The sequence below is a fragment of the Amycolatopsis sp. MtRt-6 genome (assembly GCF_017308975.1).
Lineage (GTDB): Bacteria > Actinomycetota > Actinomycetes > Mycobacteriales > Pseudonocardiaceae > Amycolatopsis.
In genome coordinates this window covers 20,592-46,764 of sequence record NZ_JADWPD010000014.1, presented here as the reverse complement: position 1 = coordinate 46,764, position 26,173 = coordinate 20,592, and the positions used below count along the sequence as shown (strand labels likewise).

Annotated in this window: 26 protein-coding genes; 8 read left to right on the top strand and 18 right to left on the bottom strand. The window is 70.9% G+C overall.

The genetic code is table 11. The features are described from left to right. Window positions 1-27 precede the first annotated feature (27 nt). Both I4Q55_RS23630 and I4Q55_RS23625 read right to left on the bottom strand, forming a co-directional pair. Window positions 28-546, bottom strand: a complete 519-nt coding sequence (locus tag I4Q55_RS23630) for a GNAT family N-acetyltransferase (protein WP_206790597.1) — start codon at window positions 544-546, stop codon at window positions 28-30. Beyond that, window positions 540-1,433, bottom strand: a complete 894-nt coding sequence (locus I4Q55_RS23625; RefSeq protein WP_206790596.1) for a TetR/AcrR family transcriptional regulator C-terminal domain-containing protein — start codon at window positions 1,431-1,433, stop codon at window positions 540-542. The genes I4Q55_RS23630 and I4Q55_RS23625 overlap by 7 nt, the downstream gene beginning before the upstream one ends. A gap of 138 nt (window positions 1,434-1,571) precedes the next feature. On the opposite strand from I4Q55_RS23625, the gene I4Q55_RS23620 reads away from it, so the two are divergent. Then, window positions 1,572-2,276: a DUF2306 domain-containing protein gene (locus tag I4Q55_RS23620; RefSeq protein WP_206790595.1), complete on the top strand. Its 705-nt coding sequence runs from the start codon at window positions 1,572-1,574 to the stop codon at window positions 2,274-2,276. Between the two features lie 111 nt (window positions 2,277-2,387). Next, window positions 2,388-3,344 (top strand): chitinase, encoded by a 957-nt coding sequence (locus I4Q55_RS23615; RefSeq protein ID WP_206790594.1) that lies wholly within the window; start codon window positions 2,388-2,390, stop codon window positions 3,342-3,344. Window positions 3,345-3,361: 17 nt separating this feature from the next. Here the strand turns inward: I4Q55_RS23615 and I4Q55_RS23610 are convergent, their stop codons facing one another. From I4Q55_RS23610 to I4Q55_RS23585, 6 genes are all read right to left on the bottom strand, one after another. Next, window positions 3,362-3,739, bottom strand: a complete 378-nt coding sequence (locus I4Q55_RS23610; protein WP_206790593.1) for a DUF427 domain-containing protein — start codon at window positions 3,737-3,739, stop codon at window positions 3,362-3,364. 70 nt (window positions 3,740-3,809) lie between these two features. Further along, a complete protein-coding gene (locus I4Q55_RS23605) occupies window positions 3,810-4,574 on the bottom strand; it encodes an HAD family acid phosphatase (RefSeq protein WP_206790592.1) in 765 nt (254 codons plus the stop codon). An 80-nt stretch (window positions 4,575-4,654) separates the two neighbouring features. Next, window positions 4,655-5,821, bottom strand: a complete 1,167-nt coding sequence (locus tag I4Q55_RS23600) for a class I SAM-dependent methyltransferase (protein WP_206790591.1) — start codon at window positions 5,819-5,821, stop codon at window positions 4,655-4,657. Between the two features lies 1 nt (window position 5,822). Next, window positions 5,823-6,788: a class I SAM-dependent methyltransferase gene (locus tag I4Q55_RS23595; RefSeq protein ID WP_091306148.1), complete on the bottom strand. Its 966-nt coding sequence runs from the start codon at window positions 6,786-6,788 to the stop codon at window positions 5,823-5,825. Window positions 6,789-6,792: 4 nt separating this feature from the next. Then, complete coding sequence (locus I4Q55_RS23590) at window positions 6,793-7,572, bottom strand: enoyl-CoA hydratase/isomerase family protein (RefSeq protein WP_206790589.1); 780 nt, start codon at window positions 7,570-7,572, stop codon at window positions 6,793-6,795. Window positions 7,573-7,626: 54 nt separating this feature from the next. Next, on the bottom strand, window positions 7,627-8,448 hold the full coding sequence (locus tag I4Q55_RS23585; RefSeq protein ID WP_206790588.1) for an ABC transporter ATP-binding protein: 822 nt from the start codon (window positions 8,446-8,448) through the stop codon (window positions 7,627-7,629). 317 nt (window positions 8,449-8,765) lie between these two features. Here I4Q55_RS23585 and I4Q55_RS23580 point away from each other — a divergent pair, with 317 nt between their 5' ends. Next, window positions 8,766-9,311, top strand: coding sequence for a cysteine dioxygenase family protein (locus I4Q55_RS23580; RefSeq protein ID WP_206790587.1), 546 nt, complete (start codon window positions 8,766-8,768; stop codon window positions 9,309-9,311). After that, window positions 9,308-9,703, top strand: coding sequence for a rhodanese-like domain-containing protein (locus I4Q55_RS23575; protein WP_206790586.1), 396 nt, complete (start codon window positions 9,308-9,310; stop codon window positions 9,701-9,703). The genes I4Q55_RS23580 and I4Q55_RS23575 overlap by 4 nt, the downstream gene beginning before the upstream one ends. A gap of 55 nt (window positions 9,704-9,758) precedes the next feature. Here I4Q55_RS23575 and I4Q55_RS23570 read toward each other — a convergent pair whose 3' ends face one another. From I4Q55_RS23570 to I4Q55_RS23555, 4 genes are all read right to left on the bottom strand, one after another. Next, entirely contained in the window at window positions 9,759-10,748 is a 990-nt protein-coding gene (locus I4Q55_RS23570; protein ID WP_206790585.1) for an LLM class F420-dependent oxidoreductase, read from the bottom strand. Window positions 10,749-10,812: 64 nt separating this feature from the next. Next, entirely contained in the window at window positions 10,813-11,355 is a 543-nt protein-coding gene (locus I4Q55_RS23565) for a putative T7SS-secreted protein (RefSeq protein WP_206790584.1), read from the bottom strand. A 10-nt stretch (window positions 11,356-11,365) separates the two neighbouring features. After that, window positions 11,366-11,677 (bottom strand): hypothetical protein, encoded by a 312-nt coding sequence (locus I4Q55_RS23560; protein ID WP_206790583.1) that lies wholly within the window; start codon window positions 11,675-11,677, stop codon window positions 11,366-11,368. A gap of 19 nt (window positions 11,678-11,696) precedes the next feature. Then, window positions 11,697-12,557, bottom strand: a complete 861-nt coding sequence (locus I4Q55_RS23555) for a hypothetical protein (protein ID WP_206790582.1) — start codon at window positions 12,555-12,557, stop codon at window positions 11,697-11,699. Window positions 12,558-12,866: 309 nt separating this feature from the next. Here I4Q55_RS23555 and I4Q55_RS23550 point away from each other — a divergent pair, with 309 nt between their 5' ends. Beyond that, window positions 12,867-13,049, top strand: coding sequence for a hypothetical protein (locus I4Q55_RS23550; RefSeq protein ID WP_206790581.1), 183 nt, complete (start codon window positions 12,867-12,869; stop codon window positions 13,047-13,049). A 33-nt stretch (window positions 13,050-13,082) separates the two neighbouring features. On the opposite strand, the gene glgP is transcribed toward I4Q55_RS23550, so the two are convergent. Beyond that, window positions 13,083-15,611 carry an alpha-glucan family phosphorylase gene (gene glgP, locus I4Q55_RS23545; RefSeq protein ID WP_206790580.1) on the bottom strand — a complete coding sequence of 843 codons (2,529 nt, stop codon included), beginning with the start codon at window positions 15,609-15,611 and terminating at the stop codon, window positions 13,083-13,085. 133 nt (window positions 15,612-15,744) lie between these two features. Here glgP and I4Q55_RS23540 point away from each other — a divergent pair, with 133 nt between their 5' ends. Further along, entirely contained in the window at window positions 15,745-17,178 is a 1,434-nt protein-coding gene (locus tag I4Q55_RS23540; protein ID WP_206790578.1) for a neutral zinc metallopeptidase, read from the top strand. 46 nt (window positions 17,179-17,224) lie between these two features. Here I4Q55_RS23540 and I4Q55_RS23535 read toward each other — a convergent pair whose 3' ends face one another. After that, on the bottom strand, window positions 17,225-18,202 hold the full coding sequence (locus I4Q55_RS23535) for a tetratricopeptide repeat protein (RefSeq protein ID WP_206790576.1): 978 nt from the start codon (window positions 18,200-18,202) through the stop codon (window positions 17,225-17,227). A gap of 141 nt (window positions 18,203-18,343) precedes the next feature. Here I4Q55_RS23535 and I4Q55_RS23530 point away from each other — a divergent pair, with 141 nt between their 5' ends. After that, window positions 18,344-18,751, top strand: coding sequence for a hypothetical protein (locus I4Q55_RS23530; protein WP_206790574.1), 408 nt, complete (start codon window positions 18,344-18,346; stop codon window positions 18,749-18,751). Window positions 18,752-18,943: 192 nt separating this feature from the next. Here the strand turns inward: I4Q55_RS23530 and I4Q55_RS23525 are convergent, their stop codons facing one another. Continuing rightward, the gene (locus I4Q55_RS23525) at window positions 18,944-19,249 is read right to left on the bottom strand and encodes a thiamine-binding protein (RefSeq protein WP_206790831.1); all 306 of its coding nucleotides are present in this window, start codon (window positions 19,247-19,249) and stop codon (window positions 18,944-18,946) included. Between the two features lie 78 nt (window positions 19,250-19,327). Here I4Q55_RS23525 and I4Q55_RS23520 point away from each other — a divergent pair, with 78 nt between their 5' ends. After that, window positions 19,328-19,828 carry a MarR family winged helix-turn-helix transcriptional regulator gene (locus I4Q55_RS23520; RefSeq protein ID WP_206790572.1) on the top strand — a complete coding sequence of 167 codons (501 nt, stop codon included), beginning with the start codon at window positions 19,328-19,330 and terminating at the stop codon, window positions 19,826-19,828. Window positions 19,829-19,878: 50 nt separating this feature from the next. Here I4Q55_RS23520 and I4Q55_RS23515 read toward each other — a convergent pair whose 3' ends face one another. The 3 genes from I4Q55_RS23515 to I4Q55_RS23505 all read right to left on the bottom strand — a co-directional run bounded on the left by I4Q55_RS23515 (window position 19,879) and on the right by I4Q55_RS23505 (window position 26,059). Beyond that, a complete protein-coding gene (locus tag I4Q55_RS23515; protein WP_206790571.1) occupies window positions 19,879-20,244 on the bottom strand; it encodes a DUF3817 domain-containing protein in 366 nt (121 codons plus the stop codon). Window positions 20,245-20,459: 215 nt separating this feature from the next. Beyond that, window positions 20,460-22,838 (bottom strand): GH92 family glycosyl hydrolase, encoded by a 2,379-nt coding sequence (locus I4Q55_RS23510; protein ID WP_206790570.1) that lies wholly within the window; start codon window positions 22,836-22,838, stop codon window positions 20,460-20,462. After that, on the bottom strand, window positions 22,835-26,059 hold the full coding sequence (locus tag I4Q55_RS23505) for a GH92 family glycosyl hydrolase (RefSeq protein ID WP_206790829.1): 3,225 nt from the start codon (window positions 26,057-26,059) through the stop codon (window positions 22,835-22,837). The genes I4Q55_RS23510 and I4Q55_RS23505 overlap by 4 nt, the downstream gene beginning before the upstream one ends. Window positions 26,060-26,173: the final 114 nt, after the last annotated feature.

Genomic DNA, 26,173 nt, shown 5'->3' with positions numbered 1-26,173 from the left:
CGGGGCGGGCGCACTCCCCGCCCACCCTCAGCTCGGGCGTTCCAGGACCGCTCGCTGCTCCACCCGGCCGTCCAGCACGAACCTGCTGTGCGGCGCGAACCCGAGTTTCTCCACCACCCGCCCCGACGACTTGTTCACCGGTTCGTACACCGCCAGCAGGCGGTCCGCCCAGCCCGACTCGAACGCCCTGTCCCGCACCGCCTTCGTTGCTTCCGTCGCGTAGCCGCGGCCCCAGCCCGAGGGCGCTATCCACCAGCCCATCTCCACCGCCGGCAGGCCGAGGCCCGACTCCGTCGCGGTGCGCCGGACCAGTGACACCACTCCGTCGAACGAGCCCGGCGCCGCCGAGACCGCGAACCAGCCGAAGCCGTGCTCTGCCCAGTGCGTCAGCGTTGCGCGGTGCTTGGCCAGCGTGTACTCGTGGCTCCACGGCTCGCCGGTTCCCACGTACCGGACCGTCTCGGGGAGCTGGGCCAAGGCGAACAAGCCGTCGAAAAACTCTTCGGACCACGCGTGCAGCGTGAGCCTCTCCGTGGTGATCAACACCGCTGCCAGTCTAATAACACGGCGATCCCGTCGAGCTGACGCCGCAGGCCGAACTCGAACGCGTCGTCGAGGCCGACGTCCTCGAGGCCCGTCATCACCTCGGCCAGCACCGGGAACCGGCCCGATCCCAGGTACTCCGCGAGCAGCGCCATGTCGGCCGCCAGCCGCTGGTCGCCGGTGATGCCCGTGTCCTGCTCCGCCTGGACCTCGAACGCGTTGCTCACCGCCAGCCCGCCGACCCAGCCGTTGAGCGTCATGACCACCTGCAGCTTCACGCGCCGCTTCAGGCCGGTGCCCGCCAGTGCGCGCAACGACCAGTCGACCAGCCTCAGGCCCGCCGCCAGCACCGGGGGCCGGACCAGGGAATTGAGCACGATCGGTGCCAGCCACGGGTGACGGCGGTACGCCCGCCACTGCGCGCGGGCGGCCAGTTCGAGGCGCGGCCGCCACTGCGCCGGGCCCGGGTCCGGCAGCTCCGCCTCGCCCAGCGCCACGTCGGCCATCAGCCGCAGCAGCTCCTCCTTGTCCGGAACGTGCCGGTACAGCGCCATCGGCCCGACGCCCAGCCCGGCCGCCAGCCGCCGCATCGACAGCGCGGCCAGGCCTTCCGCGTCGGCGAGCGCGATCGCCGCGCGCACCACGGCGTCGCGGCCCAGCGGTGGTTTGACCGGCGTCCGGTCGGCGACGACCGTGCCACTGCCCGGCACCGCGCGCACCCAGCCCTGCTCGCCCAGGACGGAAAGCGCCTTCGCCGCCGTGGCCATCGCGACACCCCACTCGCGGACCAGCGCCCGCGTCGACGGGACGCGGTCGCCGGGTCGCAGCTCGCCCGCGGCGATCCGGCGGCGCACGTCCGCCGCGATCCGCAGGTAGGGCGCTTCGGACAACCCGGGCTCCGTACTAGAACACTTGGCCGACAGTACCTAGAACACTTTCAGGGTACTCCCCCATTGTTCCCACCATCGATTGCCGCCACTTCTCCACACTCAATACGGTCCGGATACACCGTACGAAGTGAGGATCCGATGACGACGATCGAACGGCCGGCCGCCGAGGTCCGGCGCACGAAGACGTGGTGGCGCCGCCCGTGGGTGTTCCCGCTGGGCCTGCTCGTCGCGGCGTTCCTGGCGTTCTCGCTCCCGCCCTACCTCGGGCTGGACCCGGCGCGGTCGCGGATCCCCGCGCCCGAGGGCGTCGGCTGGTACTACCCGGTGCTGGTCACGCACGTCGGCTTCGCCAGCGTCGCGATGGTCGCCTGCGCGCTGCAGATCTGGCCGTGGCTGCGGCAGAAACACCCGGCGGTGCACCGCCGCACGGGACGTGTGTACGTCTTCGCCGGGGTGCTCCCGGCGTCGATCGCGGGGTTCGCCATCGCGCTCGCGTCGCCGTTCGGCCCGGTCAATTCCGTTTCGGGGGTGCTGCTGGCCCTGCTCTGGTTCGGCTGCACCGCGCAGGGCTACCGGATGGCGCGGGCGCGGCGCTTCGGCGACCACCGGCGCTGGATGGTCCGCAGCTTCGCGCTGTGCATGTCGATCATCAGCAACCGGATCTGGGGCGCGGTGTCGACGATCGCCCTCGAACCCCAGCTGAACACGACGTTCGGTGGCAGCGAGGTCGCGCTGGGCCAGGCGATCGCCGGGATCAGCGCGTGGACCGGCTGGGTGCTTCCGCTGCTGCTCGCCGAGTGGTGGCTGGAGCGAGGCCGGGGACGCCGCCGCGCGCCCGCCTGAGCGACGCACCGTGACCGGGGTGACCCATTCGGCCTATGGTCCACACCACACTAAAAGGTCTATACCAATAGGGACCGTTTCCGCCGCCGCGCCCGAGTCGTGGAGGTTCCCGTGCGTCTTCGTTCCCTGCTGGCCGTCCTGGCCGGCGTCACCCTGTTCGGCGGCGGGGTCGCCGGCGCCGCGCCCGGCTCGCCGATCCCGGTCGGTCCCTATGTCGACATGGGTGCCTGGCCGACGCCCAGCCTGTCGGCGATGTCGGCCGCGAGCGGCGTCAAGGGCTTCACGCTGGCGTTCGTCAACTCCTACGGCTGCAAGGCCAGCTGGTTCGGCGCCTACGACCCGCGCACGGCGTGGCAGCGGGAGGAGATCGCGAAGATCCGCAACGCGGGCGGCGACGTCAAGATCTCCTTCGGCGGCGCGTCCGGGATCGAACTGGCCCAGGCGTGCAGCACGTCCGCGCAGGTCGCGGCCGAGTACGACGCCGTCGTCAAGGCCTACAACCTCAAGTACGCCGACTTCGACATCGAAGGCGCGGCCGTCGCGGACCCGGCGTCGATCGCGCGCCGCTCCCAGGCGCTGAAGACGCTGCAGAACAGCAACCCGGGGCTGAAGATCTCGCTGACCCTGCCGGTGCTGCCGACCGGCCTCACCGCGGACGGGCTCAACGTCGTCAAGGCCGCCAAGGACGCCGGCGTGAACCTCGACCTGGTCAACATCATGGCCATGGACTACTACCAGGGCCCCGCCGACCAGGGTGCGAAGGCGATCTCAGCGGCGAAGGCGACACAAGCGCAGCTCAAGTCGCTGTTCGGGCTGAGCGACGCGGCGGCGTGGAAGAAGGTCGGCGTCACCCCGATGATCGGCGTCAACGACTCGCAGAACGAGATCTTCACCCAGAAGGACGCGCGGGCGCTGGTGGCCTTCGCGAAGACGGTCCACCTGGGCATGCTGTCGTTCTGGGAGCAGGGCCGCGACGCCAACGCGTGCACCGGCGCGCTCTACCGGTGCACCAACGTGCCGCAGGCGCCGTACGAGTTCGCGAAGATCTTCGCCGGCTACACCGGCTGACCCACCACCCGGCGGAGTCAGTCCTCGACCAGGTCGATCGAGTCGACCACGTTCGGGTAGAAGGCGACGTGGTCCTTGATCGGCGCGACCGCGTCGTACGGCTTCTCGTACGTCCAGACCGCGTTCTCGGCCCGCACGGCACCGACGTTGAGCGAGTAGTAGCTCGCTTCGCCCTTGTATGGGCAGTACGTCTCGTGGTCGGTCCGCTCGAGCACGCCCGCGTCGACGTCCGCCAGCGGGATGTACTGGACCGCCGGGTACGTGGATTCCTGGAGGGTGAACGCGTTGCGGCTGTCCGCGACGACGCGCCCACCCGCCTTGACCACCACACGCGCCTTCGTCGGCTCGACGGTGATCGGGTGGTCCGGGCCCGGCTGCAGAACCTGCTTCGCCATGTCAGCTCCCTGAGAGTCCTGTGTCTCAGGTGCAGCGCGCCGGGCCCGGCCGATATTCCGGCTCGAAGGGTCAGGGCAGGTAGTACATCGGGTTCGGCAGCTTGACCGGACGCAGCGCGTAGCCGCCTTCGAGGTCGCTGAACTGGTCGCCGAGGTTCAGTACGATCTTCGCGCCCGTCGCCTCGATGTGCGCCCGCGTGCCCGACTTGTACTGGACCGTGGTGCAGGTCAGCCCGCACGGCAGGTAGTCCGGCGCGGTCGTCTTCGGCTTGAAGAACGCGCCGGCCGGGGCCGGGTAGCCCTCGTTGGCCAGGTTCTTCAGCGACTGCGGGCCCTGGAACTCGTTGCGGCCGGTCAGGAAGTACACCTTGACGCCGCGCTGCGCCGCCCAGTTGGCCAGCTCCAGCACCGGCTTGTTCGCCACGAACGTGCCGTTGTCGATGGCCTGCTGCTGCTTGACCGGGTCGAAGCCGAAGTCGTTGTCGGCCTCCCAGCCGTAGGTGATCTCGGACGTGTCGTCGACGTCCAGCACGACCGCCGGGTTCTGCACCCGGCCCAGCTGCTGCTGCAGGTAGCGCTTCGCGTCCGAGACGATCCGGGTGGTGTCCTTCACGAACTGGCTGGTGTCCGAATAGTGGTGTTTGCCCGCGGCGTCGAGGTAGTCGCCGTAGTACGCCTTGACGTCCAGCTTGACCTGGCCGATGTTGGCCGGCTCCTTCGAGCGGGCGGCGGTGGAGTCGTCGGACCCGGCCAGCGCGGTGGCCCCCGAGGCGACGGTGGCGCCGATGGCCGCGGCGGCGGCGAGCTTGACGAGACCAGACCATTTCTTCGACACGACGACCCTCCGGTGAAACTCGGCAACCGGAGGAACCTACGTCACCCGCAGCGGGACTTCCACCCCTCGAAAGTTCCTGCCTACGTGATCCGTTCGGCACGGCACAGGAACGCGACCGGCGACCGGCCGATCCGGGTCAGCACCACCGACGCCTCCGCGCCACCACGGGGTTTCAGCCGCCGCCGCAGCGCGTCCGGGTCGACGTCCAGGCCCCGCACCAGGATTTCCAGCCGTCCGACGTCGTGTCGCTTGAGGACGGACTTCAGCGCCTTCTCCGTGTACGGCCCGTGTTCCAGGACGCGGAACGCCCGCACCCCCGGCGGCGGGGTGTGCCCGGTCAGGTACGCGATGCGTTCGTCCAGCTGCCACAACCCGTGCCGCGCCGCGTAGTGGCGGACCAGCCCGGCCCGGACGACGGCGCCGTCGGGATCGACGATCCACTCTCCCGGGTCCTTTGCGGGCAGTTCGTCCGGTTCGTCGTCGGTGACCGTCCACTGTGTCCCGTCCGAGCGCAGCACGGTCGCCCGGCGGGCGACGCCGGTGCCCAGGCCCCGCCAGAGGCAGGATTCCCGCACCTGGCCGTCCAGGGACACCAGCTCGACCTCCTCGGCCCACGGCGTGAGCGCGAAGTCGAGGCCGGGAGCGCACTTCACGGACAGGGCTCGCCCCGGGTAGGCCTCGACCAGCCCGTCCAGCGGCGGGGCGAAGTCGGCGGGCTGCCACGCCCGGCGCCCGGCGGAGTCACGCCGCGCCGGGTCGGCGACGACGACCCCGGACCGGCTGACCGGACGCAGGGCGTCGGCCCGCGCGAGCCCGAACGCGACACCTGCCGCGGTCCCGTTGTGCCGTGCCATTTCCAGCCGCACCGGGTCCACATCGGACCCGAGTGCGCGCCGCGCGACACGGGCGATTTCGACGAGGTCCGCGCCCACCGAGCACGTGACGTCGTGGACGTCGAGACCCGCCAGCCGCGAAGCCCGGTGCCGCGCCACGACCGACGCGCTCGCCTGCTGAAGCGCCTCAGACGTGAAGAACCAGTCCGCACCGGACAGCTTGCCGGCGGCTTTGCGCCGCAGCAGCACGGTTTCCAGGACGGCGGCCGCGTGCTGTTCACCGGTCAGGCGGCGCACCTGCGCCACGGACTTGATCGGGTCGGTCAGCGGCAGCGCCGAAACCTCGGCGAGCGCCGCCGTCCCCGCGTCGGAACGCAGGTAGGCGACGTCGCCGAGGCTGAACGAATATCCCAACTCAGGACGGCCGCTTGGTCCCGGTGATCATGACGTTGTAGAACAGCTCCCGCGGCAGGATCTTCGAGAGCACCTTCTTGTCCACAGCGGACAGCCGCAGCCACAGGTGGTAGGCGAACAGCCGCCAGCGCACGGTCAGCTTCTCCGACGGCACCGCGGCCTCGAACGTCCGGATCGGCCAGCCGGCGAGGGCCGCGGCGAACTCCTCGGTGACCGCGCGGACGTCCTGGGCGCCGGCCCCGCGGGCCCACGACTCCAGCTCCGACGGGTCGAACGTGTGGATGTCGACCACGGCTTCGAGCGCGGCGGCGCGCGAGGATTCGTCCAGTTCGGACTGCGGACGCCGCCAGCCGCGCAACGCGGGCAGCTTCGTCACGCGCGTGGTCAGGAACCAGGTGAACTGGCCGAGCTTGCGCGCGTAGAAGTCGCCGACCTTGGTCGGCTCGCCGGCGAAGACGAACCGGCCGCCCGGCTTGAGCACGCGCAGCACCTCGCGGAACGCCGCCTGGACGTCCGGGATGTGGTGCAGCACCGCGTGCCCGACCACCAGGTCGAACGTGTTGTCGTCGTAGGGGATGCGCTCGGCGTCGGCGACCCGGCCGTCGACGTCGAGGCCGAGCTTCTCGGCGTTGCGCAGCGCGACCTGGACCATGCCGGGCGAGAGGTCGGTGACCGAGCCCTTCTTGGCGACGCCGCCCTGCATCAGGTTCAGCAGGAAGAAGCCGGTGCCGCTGCCCAGCTCCATCGCGTGCTGGTAGGGCTGGCCGTCCTCGCCCGCGACGGCGTTGAACACGTCGGTGGCGTAGGAGATGCAGCGCTCGTCGTACGAGATCGACCACTTCTCGTCGTAGGTGCCGGCTTCCCAGTCGTGGTAGAGCACGTTCGCCAGCTTGGGGTCGGCGTAGGCCGCCTGGACCTCTTCGGCGGTGGCGTGCGGGTTCGGGGCCGGGTCGTTCACGTCGGTCAAGGCGTCATTTCCCTTCGAAAGTGGCCTTGCCGGGCCCGTTTTCGATGAACGACTTCATGCCGTTCTGCTGGTCTTCGGTCGCCCAGAGGGCGGCGAACAGGTGCGACTCGAGCTTGAGCGCGTTCGGAAGGTCCATGTCGAGGCCGCCGTCGATGGCCGCCTTGGCCGCGCGCAGGGCGACGGCGGGGCCGTTCGCGAACTGCGCCGCCCACTTGTGCGCGGCCGCGTAGACGTCGTCCGGGGCGACGACCTGGTCGACGATCCCCAGCTGCAGCGCTTCTTCGGCCTTGACGAACCGGCCGGTGTAGACGATGTCCTTGGTCTTGCTCGGTCCGATCAGCCGGGCCAGGCGTTGCGTGCCGCCCGCGCCGGGGATGACGCCGAGCTGGATCTCGGGCTGACCGACCTTGACGTTGTCGCCGGCGACCCGCCAGTCCGCGGTCAGCGCCAGTTCGAGGCCGCCGCCGAGGGCGTAGCCGGTGATGGCCGCGACGACCGGCTTCGGGATGTTCGCGATGGCCGCGAGGGTGCCGGTGAGGTTCGCGCCGAACTTGGCGATCTCCGGGTAGGTGCGGGTGGCCATCTCCTTGATGTCCGCGCCGCCCGCGAAGGTCTTCTCGCCGCCGTAGAGGATCACCGCGCGGACGTCGTCGCGCTCGGTCGCCTCCTTCGCCAGTTCGGCGAGCTCGGCGGTGACCTGGGCGTTCAGGGCGTTGACCGGCGGCCGGTCGAGCCGGATGGTACCGACCCCGTCCTTGACCTCCAGGGTTACGAACTCTCCCACGCCCATCCTCCTCGTTGACGATCTGCCAGCACGCTACCGGTCGGTAGGCACAGCCTAGCGACGGCGGGCGAAGAAGCGATCCCCGGAACGCTCGAGGACCAGGTCCTGGTCGAACGTCTTCGACAGGTTTTCGCTGGTGATGACGTCGTCGACCAGCCCGGACACCACCGCGTGGCCGTCACGCAGCAGCAGCGCGTGGGTGAAGCCCGGCGGGATCTCCTCGACGTGGTGGGTGACCAGCACCAACGCGGGCGCGTCGGGGTCCATCGCCAGGTCGGAGAGGCGAGCGACCAGGTCTTCGCGGCCGCCGAGGTCGAGACCCGCGGCCGGCTCGTCGAGCAGCAGCATCTCCGGGTCGGTCATCAGCGACCGCGCGATCAGGGTCCGCTTGCGCTCGCCCTCGGACAGGGTGCCGAAGGTGCGCTCGGCCAGGTGCCCGATGCCCATCGCTTCCAGCAGCTCGGTCGCGCGGGCCATGTCGAGGGTGTCGTACTCCTCACGCCAGCGGCCGAGCACGGCGTAACCGGCGCTGACCACGACGTCCTTGACCAGCTCTTCGCCCGGCACGCGCTGGGCGATGGCGGCCGAGGTGAAGCCGATGCGGGGACGCAGGTCGAAGATGTTGACCTTGCCGATCCGCTCGCCGAGCAGGTCGACCTCGCCGGTGGTCGGGTGCAGCTCGGCCGCGGCCAGGCGCAGCAGGGTGGTCTTGCCCGCGCCGTTCGGGCCGAGCACCACCCAGCGCTCGTCCAGTTCGACGGTCCAGTCGAGGCCGGCGAGGAGGTCGTTGGTCCCGCGGCGGACGCCGACACCGGCCATCCGGACCACGAGGTCGTCAAGTTCGCTGGGCTGGATCGGCTCGCTCACGAGGCCCATTCTGTCTGCCGTCGCGCGCGCGTGCGCACCCGCCCGGGTGAGATGGTGAACACGCAGGTCGCCGCGTGTTCCACGACATGGAACGCCGCGGCCCGGCGGCCCGCGTGTGGCAGTATCACCGTATGTCCGCCGACGCGCCCGTGACCCCGGTGACCCGGGGCTCGTTCTGGCGCCGTCGCGCGATCGACCTGCTGCTCGTCGCTTCGGCCGGGTGTACGCGGGCGCGGCTCCGCTGATCCCTCGCGTCCTCGTGTGACGCGTGCGGTGCCGCGCTGACCCCGCGACCCGTTCACTCCACGTTGCGAGGAGCACCCGCGTTGACCACGTCCCTGGTTCGCCCGCCCATCGAGATCCACCCGCAGCTGACCGACCCGCTGCTGCCCGAGCTGCTGCACCCGTCGCGGCTGCTCTGGACGCCGCGCGAGCTGGCCGACCTGACCACCACCGTGACCACCGAGCTGACCGCGGGCCTGCGCGGCATCCTGCGGTTCGACGAGGACCGCCGCTGGTGGGCCCGGCTGGCGCTGACCGACGGCGTCGAGCTGTGGCTGCTGTCGTGGCTGCCGGGCCAGCACACGAAGCCGCACGACCACGGCGGCGCGTCCGGGTCGTTCACCGTCCTGCAGGGCGAGCTCGGCGAGGAGTACCGCTACCCGGGCGGCCCGGTCCGGCGGCGGACGCACGCCGCCGGCGAGGGCCTGGGCTTCGGCGCGGGCCGCGCCCACCAGGTGACCGGCCTCGGCGACCGGCCGGCGGCCAGCGTCCACGCGTATTCGCCGCCGCTGGTGGCGACGCGGGAGTACGCCTCGCTCGCCGACGTTCCGGCCGAAATCCCGCCGCTGCCCGCTATCGTCCGGTCATGAGCGCTGTCGATTCGCTGCTGGCTTCCGCGAGGTCCGGCCTGGACCGGGTGACACCGGTCCGGGCCCGCGAGCTGCAGGAGGCGGGCGCGCTGGTGGTCGACATCCGGCCGCTGGCGAACCGCGCGGCGGAGGGCGAGATCCCGGGCGCGGTGATCGTCGAGCGGATCCACCTGGAATGGCGGCTGGCGCCGGACAGCGAGTGGCGGCTGCCCGCGGTGACGCCGGACTCGACAGTGATCGTGGTGTGCAACGAGGGATATTCGTCGAGCCTGGCGGCGGCGGACCTGCAGCGGCTGGGGCTGCCGGGAGCGACCGACCTCGAAGGCGGGTTCCGCGCCTGGGCCGCCGCCGGCCTGCCCGTGCAGGACGGCGGCAGCCCGGCGGTGCCTTAGCAGCCCCCGTTTTCCACGCTACCGAAGGGGACCGACAGTTTTTCGGCCGGCGCTGTCAGTCCGCCAGGGCCGGAGCGACGTGCTTGGTGAACAGGTCGATGCCGGTCCGGTCGTACGCGGCCTCCGGGAAGTTGACGATCGTGTACGACATGCCCCGCTTGCCCAACGCGGCCAGGTGCTCGGCGACCTGCTCCGGGGTGCCGGCCGTCGGGCCGCTCGCGAAGGTGGCGACCGCCCGCTCGGCGTCTTCGGCCGGGACGTACTTCGCGTAGTGCGCCTTCAGCCAGGCCTGCTTCTCCTGGACGTCACTCTCGGTCTCGCCGAGGACGACGCTGACGTTGCCCGAGCGCACGATCGCGTCGAAGTCGGTGCCGACGTCCTTGCAGTGCGCCGCGAGGATCTCGGACTTGCGCGTGAACGCCTCCGGCTCCGGGAAGAAGTTCGTGTACCGCGCGTACTTCGCGGCGATCCGGAGCGTCTTCTTCTCGCCGCCGCCGGCGATCCACAGCGGGATACCGCCCTCCTGCGGAGGCAGCGGGCGGAGGATCGCGCCATTGGTCTGGTAGTGCTTGCCGTCCAGTGTGGACGTTCCGGTCGTCCAGAGGTCGCGCATGATCCGCACGCCCTCGTCGAGCTGGCCGAGCCGCTCGCCCGCGGACGGGAAGCCGTAGCCGTACGCCCGCCACTCGTGCTCGTACCAGCCCGCGCCGATGCCCATTTCGACCCGGCCGCCCGAGATGAGGTCGGCCGTCGCCGCGACCTTCGCCAGGTAGGCCGGGTTGCGGTAGCCCATGCAGGTGCACATCTGCCCGAGCCGGATGGTCTCCGTCGCGGCCGCGAACGCCGAGATCAGCGACCACGCCTCGTGCGTGGCCTCCTCGGTCGGGACCGGCACGGTGTGGAAGTGGTCGTAGACCCAGATCGATTCGAAGGGGCCCGCCTCCGCGTGTTTCGCGAGGCCGAGCATGGTCTTCCAGTGGTCCGCGGGGTCGATGCCGGCCAGGTCGAGCCGCCAGCCCTGCGGGACGAACATTCCGAAGCGCATGCCTCCAACTTAGCTTTGCTCAGCGTTCCGCGCGGCGTGATTTCCGGCTGGAGCGCACTCCAGGTCAGGCTGGGCGCGCGAAGTACTCCAAAACGGCGTCGGAGAGGTCCTGCACGTACTGCGGGTCGCCGAACCGTGGCAGACGCGCCTCCCTGGGCCCACTCTCCGGCACCGCGGCGGCCGGCCGAGCCGGAGCGGTGACGGGCTCGGGCAGCGCCGTACGGATCGCCTCGAACTCCTCCGTGGCCGCCCGCCACACGGCTTCCAGGCGCTCGGCGGCCTCGACCCGCTGCTGCTCGAGCCGGGCGAGGGCGTCGGACGCGGTCTCGTGACGACGGCGTCCTTCCAGCTCGGCGAGGATCTGAACGTAGTCGTCGGCGGCCCCCGCCGCCGCTTCGTAGGCCGCGGCGCCCGTCAGGCACTGCTTGGTCAGCCGGTCCCGCAGCTCTCCGTAGGCGTCGGCGGCCCGGCCGGCCCAGCCTTCGGGCTCCACCGACCGCAGGTCGGAAGCCAGGTCGTCGAGCGTGGTCGCGATGTCGGCGAGCCGGACGGCTTCGTCGCGCAGCAGCTTGATCGTCCCGGGTGACCACGTCTGGTCCGCTGCCATGTCGTGCCGCTCAGCCCGCCGCGCGGAGGCCGCGCGCGATCCGGTCGAGCCGGTCGCGCACGTCGTCCTGGTGGTCGGCGTACCGGTGGGCGGCCAGCTCGAGCCGTTCGCCGAGCCCGTCGGCGTCGGCCAGGAGCACCTCGGCCGCGGCGGACGAAGCCCGTTGCAACTCCTTCAGCGCCGCGCCGAGCAGCACGTCGCCGACGAGTTCCGGACGGGCCGCGTAGCGCAGTGCCGGACGGTCGGCGGATTCCTTCGTCAGCGCGCGGACCCGGCTCCCCGCGGCGCGCAGCAGGATCGGATCGGCTTCGAAGCCGTTCATTCGCGAATGGTCCTTGTCGTCAGCGGTGGGCGGTGATCAGCCCGACGAGCACGGCAGGGGGCAGGGCGAGCGATTCGGCGGTCCCGGTACCCCGCCGGTCGCTCGGGTTGACGAGGATGCCGGCGGGCTCCGGCCGCAGGAGCGCGGTCCCGACCAGCTCACGTCCTTTGCGGACGACCTCCGCCGGCCACGGGGCGCCCGTCGCCGCGCGGTAGCCGGCCAGCCTGGCCGGGGTGTCGAAGACGCAGACCCAGGAGCCCCGCGCCCCCAGTGCCACGGTCACCGGATCGCCGTCCCGGCCGGCCGGCGCACACCAGGAATGGACCGCGAACGACCGGAGGAAATGGTCGACCTCGCTCCGCGGAACGCTGAGCGCGGCGGGCCCGTCTTCGCGCGCGCCGGATTCCGCGATCGCCGCTTGCGGTTCGAACCGGCGTTCCGCCCGGCGGAGTTCGTCCGGGTCGAGCCGCGGCTGCGGACCGGCCAGGCTTTTCGCCAGCAGCTTTTGGAACGGCTCCAGCCGCCGGTCGCAGGTTCGTGGCGAAGGGCCGTCGGGCAGGCTTCTCAACCGGTCGCCCTTGTTGCCGGCGAGCGGGCGGGTACCCGTGTTGTACGCGGTCCGGACGATTTTTTCGAGCTTCGCCCGGTTCAGCCGGTCGAGGACGGCCTCGAGCCGCAGGAACACGATCGCGGCCACCCGGGACGGCGGGTCTCCGGCCGCGATGTGCCAGATGTGCCGCAGGTCCGGACCCAGATCGCCGTGGAGGTCGAGGCGCCGGACGCCGTCCCCCTTCTGCAGGCCCGCGGCGGCGTCGGCGGCCCGGGCGATCGCGGCAGCGGACGGCACGCCGCCGGTTCCGGGCTGAGCCGTGCCGATCATGGTTCCCCCTCGTCCCTCACCGGAGTGAACATCATAAAGGACCGTTTCGCCTTTTGCGCACTGTGTGTTCGTTTCCGCGGACGGGTTCAGCAAACCGCCCCTGCCTGCGGTTTTGCCAGATTGTGGACAGTTCCGGAGCGACGTCCGATCGGTTTGCCGTGACCGGTTTTCCGGTCACGGCAAACCGTACGTCCGTTCGATGACGTGTTTCTGACCGAAAGCGCTGATCACGGGCTCGGAATGGCGGCGCTTGCTTACCGTGGTTTTCGACGGCCGCGGCGAAAGCGGCCCGCGAACCCGGGAGAAACCGTGGAGAACACGTTGATCGTCCTCGTCACCGCGCTCGCCTTCCTGGCGGGCGGCCTGACCGCCACGATGGCCGCCACGTGGTGGTCCCGGCACCGGCCCGGCGAGGTGCGCCGCGAACCACCGCGCGAGGATGCCGGCTGCCGGCGGCCGAGCACCTGCTGCTGCACGGCGGCCCACCGGTGAGTGACGTCCGGCGCCGCCCCGCACGGGGCGGCGTCAGGCCAGCACGACCCGCGCGAGCTCCGCCGGCGTCGCCAGCAGGCCGTGCTTCGGCAGCACCCGGACCGTGTACCCGATCGATCCCGGCCGCGGGAGCTTCACCCGGGCCGAGAAGGCGCCGATGCCGTCGCCGGTCATCGGGACCGTCACCGGGTCGCGGAGCTCGTCGTCGTCGCCCACGCGGCCGACCACCGCCTGGATGTCCACTTCGGACGGATCGAGGCCGGCCAGGTCGATGCGGGCCCTGATCGTCACCTCGGTGCCCACCACCAGGGGCTCGGTCGCCGCCACCAGCAGCTCCGAGTCGAAGATGCGCAGCCGCGGCCACGACACCTCGAGCTTCGTGCGGTAGTCCGCCAGCGACAGCGCGCCGCGGTAGCCGTCGCCCGTGGCCGCCGCCACCATCCTCGACGCCGGCAGGTAGCCGTTGTCGACGTACTCGCGGACCATCCGGGATGCCTGGACCCGCGGGCCCAGCGTCTCGAGCGTGTGCCACACCATCGACAGCCAGCCCGTGGGCACGCCGCCGTCGGAACGGTCGTAGAACAGCGGCGCGATCTGCTGGCCGAGCAGCTCGTACAGCGCCGCGGCCTCGAGGTCGTCGCGGCGCAGCGGGTCGGCGACGCCGTCCGCGGTCGGGATCGCCCAGCCGTTGCTGCCGTCGTAGCACTCGTCCCACCAGCCGTCGCGGATCGAGAGGTTGAGCCCGCCGTTCAGCGCCGACTTCATCCCCGACGTCCCGCACGCCTCCAGGGGCCGCACCGGGTTGTTCAGCCAGACGTCGCAGCCGCGGTACAGGTACCGGGCCATCGACATGTCGTAGTCGGGCAGGAAGACGATCCGGTGCCGGACGTCCGCGCCGTCGACGAACCGGACGATCTGCTGGATCAGCTGCTTGCCGTTCTCGTCGGCCGGGTGCGACTTGCCGGCGACGACGACCTGGATCGGCCGCTGTTCGTGCAGCAGCAGCGTCCGCAGCCGGTCGGGGTCGCGCAGCATCAGCGTCAGCCGCTTGTAGGTCGGGACGCGGCGGGCGAACCCGACGGTCAGCACGTCGGGGTCGAAGACCGAGTCGACCCAGCCCAGCTCCAGCGGGGACGCCCCGCGCTGCAGCCACGCCGCGCGCACCCGGCGCCGCACCTCGTGCACCAGCTTCTCGCGCAGCTCGCGCCGCAGTTCCCACAGCTGGGCGTCGGACACGCCGTCGCGCAGCGGCCCTTCGCCGACGTCGAGGCCCCACTCGCGCCCGAGCAGCGTGCTCAGCTCGCGCGCCACCCACGTCGGGCCGTGGACGCCGTTGGTCACCGACGAGATCGGCACCTCGTCGTGGTCGAAGCCGGGCCACAGCCGGGAGAACATCTTGCGCGTGACGCGCCCGTGCAGCTGCGAGACGCCGTTCGCGCGCTGCGCCAGCCGCAGGCCCATGTGCGCCATGTTGAACAGGCCGGGGTTGTCCTCGGCGCCGAGCGCGAGCACGCGGCGCGGGTCGATGTCGGGCACCAGCCTGCCGTCGGCGAAGTAGCGCTGCACCAGGTCGACCGGGAAGCGGTCGATGCCCGCGCTGACCGGCGTGTGCGTGGTGAACAGCGTCCCGGCGCGGACCGCGGGCATGGCTTCGTCGAACGCGAGGCCGTCGGCCTGGACGATCTCGCGGGCGCGTTCGAGGCCCAGGAACCCCGCGTGTCCCTCGTTCGTGTGAAACACCATGGGCTGCGGGTGCCCGGTCAGCTCGCAGTACTTCCGCACCGCGCGGAAGCCGCCGATGCCGGCCAGGATCTCCTGCCGCAGCCGATGGTCGGCGTCGCCGCCGTAGAGCCGGTCGGTGACGCCGCGCAGGTCTTCGTCGTTGGCCTCGGTGTCGGTATCGAGCAGCAGGAGCGGCACGCGCCCGACGCGCGCCTGCCAGATCTGCGCGCACAGCTCGCGCCCGCCCGGCATGGCGACGCCGATCAGCACCGGGCGGCCGCCCGCGGTCAGCAGTTCCAGGGGGAAGGCGTTCGGGTCGATCACCGGGTAGTGCTCGACCTGCCAGCCGTCGAGCGACAGCGACTGGCGGAAGTAGCCGTTGCGGTAGAGCAGGCCGACGCCGACCATCGGCACGCCCAGGTCGGACGCGGCCTTGAGGTGGTCGCCGGCCAGCACGCCGAGGCCGCCGGAGTAGTTCGGCAGCGCTTCGGTGACGCCGAACTCCATCGAGAAGTAGGCGACCGCCGGCGGCAGGCCGTCGTCGTCGCGCTGCTGGTACCAGCGCGGCTCGGTCAGGTACTGCTCCAGGTCTTCGGCCGCGGTTCTCGCACGCTCGAGGAAATCGTCGTCGACCGCCAGCTCGTCCAGGCGGGCCGGCGGCAGCGCGGTGAGCATCCGCAGCGGGTCGCGCACGGCGTTGAAGAGCTCGGCGTCCATCGACGCGAACAGGTCCCGCGTCGGCGGGTGCCACGTCCAGCGCAGGTTGGTGGCCAGCGCGCCCAGGCCGGACAGGGAATCCGGGAGGCTGGCGCGGACGGTGAACCGGCGGACTGCACGCATGGGAAGCGACGATATCGGGCCGCCGCCCGGCCTGCGCAGGGAGTAGTTCGGGGATAACGTGCACGCTCCGCGTATGCCCTGGGTATGGTCCTGCCCGTCGGGTACCGGGTGGGCACGAGAGCGAGTGAACAGAATGATCCCAGGGGGAGGACGGCGGGCGCTGGTCGCGCTGCTGGCCGTCGCGGCGGTCGCCGTGAGCGGGTGCAACAGCAAGGGCGGCGCGAGCGGCGACCCGGCCAAGGACACGGGCGCGGGCTCGGTCTCCGGGCTGCCGGTGACGCACTTCGAGAGCGGCCTCAAGCCGGACGCGCCGACGCCGGACCTGAACGTCCGCAACGCCGACGGCGGTGAGGACGACAAGCTCGCCACGGCCGCGATCGCCGACGTCCAGACCTACTGGGCCGAGACGCTGCCGGCCAACTTCGGCGACCAGTTCGAGCCGGTGAAGTCCCTGCTGTCCTACGACGCGCAGAGCGACACCGAGGAAACCGGCTGCGGCAGCGTGAAGAAGCTCGTGAACGCGTTCTACTGCCCGGTCGACGACTCGGTGGCGTGGGACCGCGGCGTGCTGCTGCCGATGCTGCGCCAGCGGTTCGGCCCGATGTCGGTGGTCGTCGTGCTCGCGCACGAGTTCGGCCACGCCGTCCAGTACCGGCTCGGGGACAAGGCGGGGATCGCCAAGAACACCCCGACCGTGGTCAAGGAGCAGCAGGCCGACTGCTTCGCCGGCGGTTACTTCCGCTGGGTCGCCGAGGACAAGAGCAAGTACTACCGGGTGTCGACGTCCGAAGGCCTCAACCAGGTGATGGCGTCGATGTTCCTGATCCGCGACCAGGCGGGCACCAGCGCCGCCGACAAGGGCGCGCACGGCACGGCGTTCGACCGCACCTACGCGTTCCAGGCCGGGTTCGAGAAGGGCCCGAAGGAGTGCGCGGGGATGACGGCCGAGAACATCAAGCCCCGGCTCACCGAGCGCCCGTTCGACAAGGGCGACAAGGGCAAGGGCGACGCGAAGTTCAACGCCCAGACCGTCGCGCTGCTGAAGAAGAGCCTCGACGAGGCGTTCAAGGGCGCCGGGGTGGCCGCGCCGGAGATCACCGACAGCGGCAGCTGCCAGACCACGCCGCCGGCGTCGTACTGCCCGGACGACAACACGGTGAGCATCGACATGGCCAAGCTGGCCCAGCTCGCCCAGCCGATCGACCGCGAGGCCGAGATGAAGGGCGAGGACCCGGGCGGCATGGGTGACTTCGCGGCGTTCTCGGAGGTCGCGGCGCGGTACGCGCTGGGCATCCAGAAGGGCGTCGGCGCGTCGATCGACAACGCCAACGCGGGCCTGCGCACGGCGTGCCTGGTGGGCGCGTGGGCGGCGTTCACCAACCGCCCGGGCGACCTGCGGCTTTCGGCCGGTGACCTCGACGAGGCCATCGCGGACCTGCTGCAGCCGGAGAGCCTCGTGTCTGCGGACGTCAACGGGAAGCGCCCGGACAGCGGTTTCGACCGGGTCGAGGCGCTGCGCAAGGGGTATCTCGAAGGTTCGTCGGTCTGCTCGAAGGCGTACGCCTGACGCTTTGTGAAAGGGGCCCCCACCGCGCGGTGGGGGCCCCTTCGTCTTAGAAGAGAGCGCTCGCCAGGTCGCGGCGGGCCTTCATGACGCGGTCGTCGGCCGGGTCGAACAGGTCGAACAGGGCCACCAGGTGCTCGCGGACCTTGTTGCGGTCGTCGCCCGCCGTGCGGCGGACGGTGTCGATCAGGCGCTTGAAGCCGGCTTCGACGTCGTTCGCCGCGATCTCGAGGTCGGCCGCGTCGAGCTGGGCCGCCAGGTCGGACGGGTCGGCGTCCGCCTTGGCGACGGCGTCCGGGTCGGCGCTTTCGGCGCGAGCGGTGAACTTGACCTGGGCCAGGGCGTTCTTGGCCAGCTCGTTGGCCGGTTCGACGTCCAGGATGCGCTCGTAGGCGGCCTGCGCGGCGGCGAAGTCGCCCCGCTCGAAGGCCTCCTCCGCCTCGGTGAAGCGCGGGTCCTCCGGCTCCTCGACCGGGCCGGCGGCCGCCTCCGCGTCGCGGATGCCCGGCAGCTTGTCGCGCAGGGCGTCCAGGAGCGAGTTGATCCACTTCCGGATCTCGGGCTCGGGCAGCGCGCCGGAGAAGGCGTCGACCGGCTGGCCGCCGGCGATGGCGACGATCGTCGGGATGGACTGCGCGCCGAACAGCTGCGCGATCCGCGGGTTGGCGTCGACGTCGACCTTCGCGACGACCCACGCGCCGCCGGACTCGGCGGCCATCCGCTCCAGGACCGGGGACAGCTGCTTGCACGGGCCGCACCACTCGGCCCACAGGTCGACGACCACGAGCTGGCGCAGGGACCGCTCCACGACCTCGGCCTGGAAGGTGGCCTCGGTGACATCGATCACGGCGCCACTCTCGCCGGAGCCGGGCCGCGGCGGCCCGTCACCGGCCGGGCGGGCGGGCGGGGCCGCCGGCTGCCGTTGCGCCGCTTCGGCACGGGCCTTGAGCGCGGAAAGGTCGACCGCGCCGGACAGGGCGGCGGACAGGGCCGCTGACTTCGCTGCAGATCCGCGTGGTTGTGTCACGGTTCCATCCTGGCACGCGCGCCGGAGGAGTTTCACCGGGTGCCCGGCCCTCGCGCTGGGCAGGACGGCGGGCCGCGGGGTTCGGCACCCGCGCGCCCCGTCCGCTTGGCAGGACGGCGGCGCTGGGGCAGGCTCGGCCGGGTGCACATCCGGCGTGACGTGAAGGTGGTCCTGTCGATCGTGGCCGCCGTCGTCTGGATCGGTGCGGTGACGTTGCTCATCGTGCACGAACCGGACCCCGGGGCCACCTCGCCCGCCGAACTGCGCGACCGGCTCGCCGCCGCCCTCTCCGGGCACGACGCCGACGCCCTGGCCGATCTGCTCGACTACCCCGGCTCGGGCGGCGGCGACTTCGCGAAGGACTACGTCTCGGTGCTCGCCGGCCGCGGGGTGCGCGACGTGCGGGTCGAGCTGGGGCCGGATGCCGGCGCCCCGACCCGCGCGACCGTCTCGGGCGCGCTCGGCGACGGCAGGCCGTTCACCTACCCGCTGACGGTGACCAGCGAAGACGGCCGGTGGACGGTCGCCTTCACCCCGCCCCTCCCCTGACCCGGCTCAAGCGCCCCAATGTGGCCTTCGGTGCGCTCAACGCACCCAATGTGGCCTTCGGTGCGTCCAACGCACCCAATGTGGCCTTCGGTGCGTCCAACGCACCCAATGTGGCCTTCGGTGCGTCCAACGCACCCAATGTGGCCTTCGGTGCGTCCAACGCACCCAAGGCCACATTGGGGCGCTCTGGGCTCAGGACTCGCGGAGGTGGGCTTCGATCCGGTCCACCTTCGCCTCCAGCTGACCGGAGAAGCCCGGCCGGATGTCCGCCTTCAGGACCAGGCTGACCCGGGACGAGCCTTCGCCCGCCGCCTCGACCGCGCGCTTGACCACGTCCATGACCTCGTCCCAGGAGTCACCTTCGATGTTCGTGAACATCGCGTTGGTCGAGTTGGGCAGCCCGGACTCGCGGACCACCTTCACCGCGCGGGCCACGGCTTCGCTCACCCCGCCGTCCGGCTCCCCGCCGGACGGGCTCACGCTGAACGCGACGATCATGCTCGGAAGTCCCTTCTTCGTGGTCATTTCCGCCAGTCGTGCGACACCCGCCGGTACCCGCTGGTAACTTCGCGTGTCATGAACCGTCCGCTGCCGTTCGACCCGATCGCCCGCGCGGCCCGGATCTGGGAGGACCGGATCGGGCCCTCCGGGACCATGGCCGCGGTGACCGGGGTGATGCGGGTCCAGCAGATCATCCAGTCCGCGGTGGACGGCGCGCTCAAGCCGCACGGCTTGACCTTCGCCCGGTACGAAGCGCTGGTGCTGCTCACCTTCGCCCGCAGCGCCAGCCTGCCGATGCGGGTGATGGGCGAGCGGCTCCAGCTGCACCCCACCAGTGTCACCAACATAGTGGACCGCCTGGAGCGCGACGGGCTCGTGAAGCGCGTGCCGCACCCGACGGACCGCCGCACGACGCTCGTCGAGATCACCGACGAGGGCCGCCACCGCCGCGTGGCCGCCACCGAAGCCGTCACCGCCATCGACTTCGGGCTGAACGGGCTGACCGAACGGCAGACCGAACAGCTGACGGACCTGCTGACCAAGGTGCGCCGCGCCGCCGGCGACTTCAGCGAGTAAGCAGAAAGGGCCCGCACCGGAGTGCGAGCCCTTTCTCACGTCCTGGGAACTCAGGCGGCGACGGGTTCCTTCGCCTGGAACAGGCCGACACCGCCGTGGGACAGCCGCTGCGGGCCGTCGAGCTTGCCGTTGCGCAGCGCCCACTTCTCGAACAGCCACGTGAACAGCGGCGGGATGCTCGCCAGCAGGGCCAGCACCAGCGTCTTCGGGCGCCAGCCGAGCGGCTTCGCCACGGACAGGGAGATCACCACATAAAGGACGAAGATCACGCCGTGCACCATGCCGAGGACCGGCACACCACCCTCGTGGGAGGCGTGGACGACGTACTTGAGGAACATCCCGACCAGCAGCCCGGCCCAGGAGAGGGCTTCGGCTACCGCGGCCACGCGGAACACTAGAGCGGCCTTGCTGGACACTTCTTCCTCCTGTGGGGTCTCACCACGTTGGTTCGTGACATGACAAACGTCCGACGGCACCGTCCACGGCGGACTGCCTGTGGACGTCAACGGCGCTGTCGGACGTGCTGAGACCAGTGTGAGGCGTGACGGCCCTCACGGGAACACCGGGGCCCGTGACGATGCTCACGGCCGTGGTCCACTGTGGTCTGAACCACGGCCGTGAGCGCCGCTGTCTACTCCGCGCAGGGCGAAGCCGGGGCGGACGAAGGTGACGTCCCCCACTTCGCCGTCGCGTCGCCGGTGAGCCCGAAATCGAGCGTCGTCCCGCGGTTGAACTGGTCGACGTTCACATACACGCGGTCACTGGCCTTGCCGTCCACGCGAAGGGACGACACGTACTGCAGCCGCGAACCGGAAGCACCCGGCGCCTGGATCGTGATGTCGCGCCCGTTCTCCAGGTGCAGGACGGATTTCGCGAAACGCGGAGCGTTGAGCACGAAGTTCCCAGTCCCCGGGACGGCGGGGTACAGCCCCAGCGCGCTGAAGACGTACCACGCCGACATGGTGCCCAGGTCGTCGTTCCCGGTGACGCCGTTGGGCGCGTTCGTGAACAGCGTGTGCGCCGCCCGCACGACCGTCGACGTCTTCGACGGCTGCCCGGTGAGCGCGTACATCCACGGCGAGTGCAGGTCCGGCTCGTTGTTCGGGTTGTACCGGAACTGGTCGTAGTAGTCGTACGGACCGACGACCCAGTTCTCGCGCACCGCCGTCGCCGGGTTCTTCACGAGCTCGTCGTAGGCGAAGAAGTCGTCGAGGCGCTTCCCGGTGGCCGCCGGGCCGCCCATCCGCCGCACCAGCCCGGGCACGTCCTGCTGCACGAGCCACTGGTACTGCCAGGCCGTGCCCTCGTGGAAGCCGTCCTGGCTCTGCGGGCTGTAGGGCTTGTCCGCCGGCGAGAACCACGCGCCGCCGAGCACCTTCGGCCGGAAGAAGCCGGTGAAGCCGCGGTCGGTCAGCGTTTCGTCCCACAACGTCCGGTAGGTCCGGCCCTTCGCGGCCAGCGCGGCGGCGTCGTCCTCCTTGCCGAGCGCGGCCGCCATCACCGACAGCGAACAGTCACCGAGCGCGTACTCCAGGGTGGCCGAAGCGCCGTGGTTCGGATCGGTGTCCTGGCCCTTCTTCGGGAAATTCGGGTCGTACTGGACAAATCCGTCCTTCTGGTAGCTCTCGTTGCCCGAACGCCCTTGGAACGGCAACGCAGCGGGCGGGAGCTCGCGCGAGTTCTGCAGCAGCGCCTGGTAGGCGTGCATCTCCTCGCCCGGCAACGCGCCGAAGCGCCAGAGGTCGACCAGGAACGGCGTGACCGGGTCGCCGGTCATCGTGTTCGTCTCCTGGCTCGCGTACGCCCACCGCGGGAGCCAGCCGCCCTGGTCGTGGATGGCCAGGATGCTCTTGGCGATATCGCGAGCGCGGTCCGGCCGCAGCAACGCCAGGAGCTGGTTCTGCGTGCGGTAGGTGTCCCACAGCGAGAAGAAGTCGTAGTACGTCCAGCCGACCGCGCGGTGGACCTTCTTGTCGAAGCCGTAATAGCGGCCGTCGGCGTCGTTGGCCGTCAGCGGCTGCAGCAGCGCGTGATAGAGCGACGTGTAAAAGACCGTGCGGTCGTCGGTCGTCCCGCCCTTGATGTCCACAGAGGACAGCTCACGCCGCCAGGTGCGCTGGACGGCGTCCTTGGCCGCGTCGAACGACCGGATCCGCTCCGACGCGAGGTTCCCCCGCGCGCCGGCGGCGTCGACCTGGGAGATCGCCGTGGTCGCGGTCACCTGCCCGCCACCGAACGTGAGCCACGCGCCACGCAGGCCCGCTCCGCCTGCGGAGGAGCGCGAGCCGGGTGTGCCGCCGTCCGGCGACCACGTGCCGAACGCCTTGAACGGCTTGTCGAACTTCGTCGTGAAGTACGTCGTGTAGGCCTTGCCGCCGCAGAACGCCTGCGACTCCACGGTGCCCTCGACGGTCCGGTCGTCGACGACGCGGATGCTGCTGCCCGTCACCGGTTCCTTGTCGTTGGCCTGCCCGACGTTGACGAAGACGTTGGCGTCCCCCGGCTTCGCGAACGTGTACCGCTCGACACCCGCCCGCGTCGCCGCCGTCGTCTCGACGTCGACGCCGCCGTAGCCGGTCAGGCGCACCTTGTAGTAGCCGGGCTTGCCGACTTCGCCGTCGTGGGTGAACGGCGAGACGTACTGCTTCTGGTCGAAAGTGGCCGGCTTGGTCGTGTCGAACGCCTTGCCGGGACCCACTTCCCCGGTCGTCGGCAACGTCGAGACCAGGCCGCCCTGCTCCCAGCAGCCCGCGCCGGACAGGAAGAAGTGCCCGAACCCGCGGATCGCGGTGTCGGTGTAGCGGTAGCCGGCGTAGTGCGAGGTGATCGGGCTGACCTGCGTCATCCCGAACGGCGCCGAAGCGCCGGGGAACGTGTTGCCCTCGTCCTGCGTGCCGATGAACGTGTTGACGGCGTCCAGGGCGTCCCCGCCGGCCGCGGCCGCGGCGGGGATGAGCCCCGTCGCGGCCGCGGTGAGCGTCAGGAAACCCGCCAGGATCTTGCCCCTCATGCGCCGATTCCGATCGCGAAGACGTGCAGGGCACCGCCGCTGACATTGGACGGCAGCGTCACGCTCGCCACGGTCTTGCCCGCGTCGAGGGTGATCGGGTTGGTCCCGAACACCATCGTGCGGATCGGCTGCGGATCACCGCCCGAAGCGTTGCGGTACGGCGTGGACAGCACGATCCGGTTGCCGAACGCCGGTTGGGCGTTGCCGCCGCCGAGCGTCCAGTCGGAGAACCCGATGGTGGCGTTGGACGTGCTGCCGTCGGTGTAGGTGACGGTCAGCGTGCCCGACGCGTTGCCGTTGGACGCCGAGCCGAGCAGCGCCAGCCGCCCGGCCCCGCTCACGTTCACCGTCTGGCCGCCCGCGACCACGTTGTCCGGGTCCCCGGCCGGGTATGTCGGCCAGGTGAACTTCAGCCCGTCACTGGTCACCGTGCCGCCCGGGGTGGCGCCGGCCGCGGCGAGGGCGTCGGCGGAGTAGCTCCAGCCGCCGCCGTCGAAGTTGGCCGCGCCCGAGTTCGAGTCCGGGGAGATGCCGGCGTTGTTCACCGTGGCCAGCCAGCTGTCCGGCTGCGCGACGAGCACGGTCAGCACGGCCTGCGACGAGGCCACGCCCGGTGCGGAGAACGTCACCGGGATGCGCCGGGCGCCGTCGGCGAGCCCGGCCGGGACGCTGACCGTGAGCTGAGCGCTCGCCTTTCCCGCGGCGGGCACCGCGATGCCGCCGGTCGCCGGGGTCAGCGTGATCCCGTCGACGCTGCCCGCGGAGTACGTCCAGCTCCGGGCGGTGCCGGAGAGGTCCTGGACACCCACCGAGACCTGGGACGTCGACCCCGACGGCGTTACCGCCCGTGCCGGGTCCACGAAGGACAGGCTCGGCTTCTCCTGCTCGCGGAAGGACGGCGGGGCGTCGGCCGCCGCGCTCCCCCATGAGGTCGCCGTGGCGGAGCGGGTGTAGTCGAGCGTGCCACCGCCGGAGATCAGCGCCTCCGGCAGCCACGCCTTCGCGGCCGCGCCGCCGTTGACCTTCAGGCTGCCCACGTAGTCGCCGGTGCCCGGCGCGTTGATCGTGATCTTCTTGCCGGCGCCGGTGGTGAGCACGGCGCGGGAGAAGCGCGGCGTGACCAGCAGCGTCTCGGCGCGGCCCGGGATCTCCGGGTAGATGCCGAGCGCCGACCACACGTACCAGGCCGACATCTGGCCGAGGTCGTCGTTGCCGATCAGGCCTTCGGGACGCGGGTTGTACAGCTCGTCCATTGAGCGGTGCACGATCGCCTGGGTCCTGGCCGGCGCGCCCGCGTAGGAGTACACGTACGGCGCGTTGGAGTTCGGCTCGTTGCCCATGAAGGCGTACGGCTCCTGCGTGCCCGCGTTGAGCTGGGTGAAGAAGGTGTCCAGCCGCGACTGGACCGCGGTGTTGCCACCGAACGCCGTGACCAGGCCGCCGAGGTCGTAGGGCACCATCCAGTCGTACTGCGCGCCGTTGCCCTCGACCCAGCCCTGCGAGCTTGCGGGGTCGTAGGTGCCGGCGAAGGAGCCGTCGGCATTGCGCGGCTGCAGGTGCCCGGTTCCCGGGTTGTAGAGGTTCTGCCAGTACTGCGCGCGCTTCATGAACGTCGTGTACGTCGCGCTGTCGCCAAGCCGCTTCGCGAACTGGGCGATGGAGAAGTCCGCGCTGGTGTATTCGAGGGTGTCCGCGCCGGCGCCCGGCACGTAACCCAGCTTCTGGTAGTCGTCCAGGCCGGGCCGTTCGGTGTAGCCCTGGGTCGGCTGGGTGGCGCCCTTGATCATGAGCAGCAACGCCTTCCGGGCGTCGAAGTCCCGCGCCCCGAACGCGTACGCGCTGGACACGATGATGTGGTACGGGTCGCCGTTCATCACGCCGGTGTAGTCGTTGGCCACGGTCCAGCGGTCCCACGAACCGCCCTGTTCGGCGTAGGCCATCATCGACCGGACGATGTCCGACGTCTCCTTCGGCGCGATCGTCGCCAGCAGCGGGATCTCCGAGCGGTAGATGTCCCAGCCGGAGAAGTTGGTGTACATCGCGTGGCCCGTGTCGGCGGTGTGGATCCGGCCGTCGAAGCCGATGTACTGGCCGTTGACGTCGGAAAACACGTTCGGCTGAATCAGCGAGTGGTACAGCGAGGTGTAGAACGTCGTCATATCGGCGTCGGAGCCGCCGGTGACGGCGATCTTGCCGAGCTGGGCGTTCCACGCCTTGCGCGCGTTCGACGCGACCGTGTCGAACGACTTGCCGGTGTTCTCCGCCTTGAGGTTGGCCTTCGCGCCGTCGACGGATACAAAGGACAGTCCGACCTGGACGTTCACCTGGGCCCCGTTGAGGTTGGCGAAGGTGACGTACCCGCCGCTGCCCGGGCCGCTGACGGTGGTGTTCTGCGGCGTGACCTTGGCCGGGCGCGCGATCGAGGCGTCGACGCCGTTGGGCTGCGCCACCTTCGCCCCGGCCCCGCCGGTTTCGGCGGCCTTGTTCGGCGTGACGGCGCCGTTCTTCCAGGTGCCGATCGACGCGAACGGCGTGTCGAACTTGGCCGAGAAGTAGACGCGGTAGCTGTTGCGCGCGCCGCAGAAGCGGCCGCTCGTGGCCCAGCCGCTGATCGTGTCCTTGCCGATGGTGATCGACGCGTCGTCGGTGCCGTTGACCGAGCCGGAGGTGTTGACCAGCAGCGTCGAGGACGCGCCCGCCGGGTACGTCAGGCGCGCCGAGCCGGTGCGCTGGGTCGCGCTCAGCTCGACCTTCGCTCCACTGTCGAGGGTGACGTCGTACGCGCCGGCCGTCGCGTGTTCGTTGGCGTGCGAGAACTTCGACGTGTAGTGGCCCGGGTCGGTGGCCGGGGAAGTCGTCACTTCACCGACATAAGGGATGAACGGAATGTCCTGATAGGTCGAACAGCCCGCGCCCGACAGGTGCGTCAGGCTGAACCCGGTCAGGGCGTCGTCGTCGTAGAAGTAGCCGCCCGGCTGGGATTTCACCGTGTCCGGGCTCCACTGGACCATGCCGAACGGCGCGACCGCGCCCGGGAACGTGTTGCCGGCACCGCCCCCGGTGCCGTGGTCGGCCCCGCCGGGCCGGGTGCCCACGAAGGGGTTGACCCACTTCGCGAAATCCGTGCTCGTGGCCGCCGCGGCGGGCACGGCGGGAGCCACCGCCGCGGTCACCGCCAATGTCAGGAAAGCTAAACCGGCTCTGAAGCGCGCTCGCGCCATGGCCATCGCCTCTCCACCTCGTCAGCGCGACCGGAACCGGGTGACATGACAACCTTGTCGCGCCGGGCCACCTTCGGCAACGGCTCACCGGACAGTCAAGGGACACGTGAAGAC

Bases quoted from the DNA above. Each gene is read 5' to 3' on its own strand.
- I4Q55_RS23620 (WP_206790595.1), top strand. From the start codon at position 1,572: ATGACGACGATCGAACGGCCGGCCGCCGAGGTCCGGCGCACGAAGACG.
- I4Q55_RS23610 (WP_206790593.1), bottom strand. From the start codon at position 3,739: ATGGCGAAGCAGGTTCTGCAGCCGGGCCCGGACCACCCGATCACCGTC.
- I4Q55_RS23585 (WP_206790588.1), bottom strand. From the start codon at position 8,448: ATGGGCCTCGTGAGCGAGCCGATCCAGCCCAGCGAACTTGACGACCTC.
- I4Q55_RS23575 (WP_206790586.1), top strand. From the start codon at position 9,308: ATGAGCGCTGTCGATTCGCTGCTGGCTTCCGCGAGGTCCGGCCTGGAC.
- I4Q55_RS23570 (WP_206790585.1), bottom strand. From the start codon at position 10,748: ATGCGCTTCGGAATGTTCGTCCCGCAGGGCTGGCGGCTCGACCTGGCC.
- I4Q55_RS23565 (WP_206790584.1), bottom strand. From the start codon at position 11,355: ATGGCAGCGGACCAGACGTGGTCACCCGGGACGATCAAGCTGCTGCGC.
- I4Q55_RS23560 (WP_206790583.1), bottom strand. From the start codon at position 11,677: ATGAACGGCTTCGAAGCCGATCCGATCCTGCTGCGCGCCGCGGGGAGC.
- I4Q55_RS23555 (WP_206790582.1), bottom strand. From the start codon at position 12,557: ATGATCGGCACGGCTCAGCCCGGAACCGGCGGCGTGCCGTCCGCTGCC.
- glgP (WP_206790580.1), bottom strand. From the start codon at position 15,611: ATGCGTGCAGTCCGCCGGTTCACCGTCCGCGCCAGCCTCCCGGATTCC.
- I4Q55_RS23540 (WP_206790578.1), top strand. From the start codon at position 15,745: ATGATCCCAGGGGGAGGACGGCGGGCGCTGGTCGCGCTGCTGGCCGTC.
- I4Q55_RS23525 (WP_206790831.1), bottom strand. From the start codon at position 19,249: ATGATCGTCGCGTTCAGCGTGAGCCCGTCCGGCGGGGAGCCGGACGGC.
- I4Q55_RS23520 (WP_206790572.1), top strand. From the start codon at position 19,328: ATGAACCGTCCGCTGCCGTTCGACCCGATCGCCCGCGCGGCCCGGATC.
- I4Q55_RS23510 (WP_206790570.1), bottom strand. From the start codon at position 22,838: ATGAGGGGCAAGATCCTGGCGGGTTTCCTGACGCTCACCGCGGCCGCG.
- I4Q55_RS23505 (WP_206790829.1), bottom strand. From the start codon at position 26,059: ATGGCGCGAGCGCGCTTCAGAGCCGGTTTAGCTTTCCTGACATTGGCG.